We start from the raw sequence: 3,094 nt of genomic DNA, 5'->3' as shown, positions 1-3,094 counted from the left end.
CCAATACGCCGAGGCATTGGTCGCGTACCTCGAAAAGGCTCCGGGTGTGCGGCGGGTGATGGTGGCCGGCAGCTATCGGCGCATGAAGGAGACGGTGGGCGACCTCGATCTGCTGGTGACAGCGGCAGACGGCAGCGTTGTGTCCGACCATTTCACGCGCTACGGCGAGGTCACCGAAGTGCTGGCGAGTGGTGAAACCCGTTCTTCGGTGCAGCTTGCAAGCGGGCTGCAGGTCGATCTGCGCGTGGTGCCGGAGGAGAGCTTCGGCGCGGCTCTGCATTACTTCACGGGCGCGAAGGCGCACAACATCGCGATTCGCAGGCTGGGCCAAGCACGCGGGCTCAAGATCAATGAATACGGCGTGTTCCAGGACGAAGCGCGCATCGCCGGAGACACCGAGGAATCGGTGTTCGCCAGTGTCGACCTCCCGTGGATTCCGCCGGAACTGCGCGAGGACCACGGCGAGATCGACGCCGCCGCCAACGGAACGCTGCCGACGCTGGTGGAGCTCTCCGATCTGCGCGGCGACCTGCAGGCGCACGCGAGCGCTACGGACGGGCAAGCCGCCCTCCGGGAGATGGCGGCAGCGGCGCGAGCTGCGGGCCTCGACTATCTCGCGATCACCGGGCGGGCGGTATCACATGGCGGCGACGCGGACGCGCTGGCGAAGCAGGGCGAGGAGATCGACCGGCTGAACGCGGAGCTCTCCGGGATCACGCTGCTCAAGGGCGTCGAGGTCGGCGTGCGGCAGGACGGCTCCCTCGATCTGCCGGATGCCGCACTCGCCGGGCTCGACGTCGTCATCGCCGCTGTCGACAGCCGCTTCGACCTGCCGCGCAGCCGACAGACCGAGCGTCTGCTGCGCGCCATCGCGCACCCGCGCGTCAAGCTCATCGCGCAACCTTCCGCTCGCCGCGTCGGCGCGGGCCAGGCATACGACGTGGACATGCCGCGCGTGCTGCGTGCGGCGCGGCAGGCCGGCGTTCATCTGGCGCTCACGGCACACCCGGAACGCCTCGGTCTGCAGGACACGCATTGCCGCATGGCGAAGGACGAAGGCGTGCTGGTGAGTGTCGGCTCGGACGCGCAGAGCCCGCGCGACTTCGCCAGCCTGCGCTTCGGTGTGGGACAGGCGCGCCGCGGCTGGCTGGCGAAAGAGGACGTGCTCAACACGCGCGAGCTGCGGGCGTTAAAGCCGCTTCTCGCGCGCAAGGCGGGACGTCAGCTGCGCTTGTAGCGGGTCGGCACGAAGGGCAGGGCGACAACGGTGAGCGCGACGCGCTGACCGCGCACGAGGGCGTGCAGCGCGGTGCCGGTCGTGGCGAGCGCGGTTTCCACGTACCCCATCGCGATCGGCCCGCCGACCGTGGGACCGAAGCTGCCGCTCGTGACCTTGCCGACCACGCGGCCATCCGCGTCGATGATCTCGGCGCCGTCGCGCACCGGAACCCGCCCCTGCGGGCGCAGCCCGACGCGCTTGCGGCCCGCACCCGTGTCGAGCTGCTGCAGGATCGCTGCGGCGCCGGGGTAGCCGCGGGGCCGCGCACCATTCGCACGGCGCACCTTCGACAGCGCCCACGCGAGGTCGGCCTCGACCGGCGTGGTCGTCGCATCGATGTCGTGACCGTACAGACACAAGCCGGCTTCGAGGCGCAGCGAATCGCGCGCACCGAGGCCGATCGGCGCGACTTCCGGCTCGGCCAGCAGCAGGCGGGCGAGCGCCTCGGCACGCTCCGCTGGTACGGAAATCTCGAAGCCGTCCTCGCCCGTGTAGCCGGAGCGGCTGACGAGGCACGGTGCGTCCGCGAGCGTCGCGCGGGCGACCGTCATGAACGTGAGCGACGCCGTCTCCGGTGCGAGCCGCGCGAGCACGGCGCCGGCCTGCGGGCCCTGGAGGGCGAGCAGCGCGCGCTCGGGCAGTTCCTGCACTTCGCAGCGGTCTGCAATGTGGGCGCGCAGATGAGCGAAGTCCTGCGCCTTGCACGCCGCATTCACCACCAGCAGCAGGTGGTCGCCGTAGTTGGCGATCATCAGGTCGTCGAGGATGCCGCCGGCGTCACTGGTGAAGAGCGCGTAGCGCTGGCGGCCGACGCCCAGGTCGACGACGTCGACCGGCACCAGCGATTCGAGCGCGGCCGCAGCGTTGTTCCCCGCGAGCCGCACTTGGCCCATGTGGGAGACGTCGAAGAGCCCGGCGGCGGCGCGCGTGTGCAGGTGCTCCTTGAGGATGCCGGTCGGATACTGCACCGGCATCTCGTAGCCGGCAAACGGCACCATGCGGGCGCCGACCTCGCGATGCAGGTCGAAGAGCGGGGTGCGCAGCAGGGCGGGTTCGGTCATGTTCGTCAGCCGTTGTGGGGGGCGGCCTCGTCCAGGCTCAGGTCCACCATGAGTTCGTTGGCGAGGGCTTCGAGCGACGCGCGCAGATCCGCGGTGGACAGTTCACGCGGCAGGCGCAGCCGGGCCTGCGCCTTGAATAGCGCCTCGCCGGAGAACGAGCCGCTCACGCACGCCGTTTCCAGCTCCTCGATGTTGATGCCGTGCTCCGCGAGCAGATGCGAGATGTCGCGCACGATGCCGGGGCGGTCCTGGCCGATGAGCTCCAGCGTCAACAGGCGCGTGCCCGATGGTGTGTCGGCTTCGCTGCGCTCGACGTCGACGTGCAGCGTGCGCGCGTCGAGGCGCTTGACCGCGGCGATGAGGTCGTTCGCCTGCGCCTGCGGCACGGTGACGAGGAGGATGCCGGCGAACTTGCCGCCGAGACTCGCCATCCGCGTCTCGGTCCAGTTGCCGCCGAATGCTGCGATCGTGTCGGAGAGCGCGCTGATGAGACCAGTGCGGTCGTCGCCGACAACGGTGAGCACGAGAGAGGTCTTCATGGGTCGCGCACCTCCGTTCGCTTACGATGCTGCGGGCTCGCCCTCCTCGTAGGCGGAGACGGGCGGGCAGGCGCACACGAGATGACGGTCACCGTAGACGTTGTCGACGCGCCCCACGGGCGGCCAGTACTTGTTCGCCCGCAGCGACGCGACCGGAAACACGGCCGTCTCGCGCGAGTATGCATGAGACCACGCGCCAGCGAGCACCTGCGCGG

At 70.1% G+C, this 3,094-nt stretch carries 4 protein-coding genes; 1 reads left to right on the top strand and 3 read right to left on the bottom strand.

From position 1 onward, the window contains the following. On the top strand, positions 1-1,237 hold a 1,237-nt coding region (locus tag JNK68_01185; protein ID MBL8538960.1), incomplete at its 5' end, for a DNA polymerase III. Here JNK68_01185 and gcvT read toward each other — a convergent pair. The 3 genes from gcvT to JNK68_01170 form a co-directional block, all read right to left on the bottom strand. Beyond that, positions 1,222-2,340 (bottom strand): glycine cleavage system aminomethyltransferase GcvT, encoded by a 1,119-nt coding sequence (gene gcvT, locus JNK68_01180; GenBank protein ID MBL8538959.1) that lies wholly within the window; start codon positions 2,338-2,340, stop codon positions 1,222-1,224. The genes JNK68_01185 and gcvT overlap by 16 nt on opposite strands. A 5-nt stretch (positions 2,341-2,345) precedes the next feature. After that, the gene (locus tag JNK68_01175) at positions 2,346-2,879 is read right to left on the bottom strand and encodes an ACT domain-containing protein (protein ID MBL8538958.1); all 534 of its coding nucleotides are present in this window, start codon (positions 2,877-2,879) and stop codon (positions 2,346-2,348) included. Positions 2,880-2,900: 21 nt separating this feature from the next. After that, positions 2,901-3,094: glycine dehydrogenase (aminomethyl-transferring) (locus JNK68_01170; protein MBL8538957.1), on the bottom strand; the 194-nt coding region annotated here is incomplete at its 5' end.

The sequence above is a fragment of the Betaproteobacteria bacterium genome, from assembly GCA_016791345.1.
Classification (GTDB): Bacteria; Pseudomonadota; Gammaproteobacteria; order Burkholderiales; family JAEUMW01; genus JAEUMW01.
Note: the sequence above shows the minus strand (reverse complement) of the source record. Positions and strands in the feature narration are given on the sequence as shown.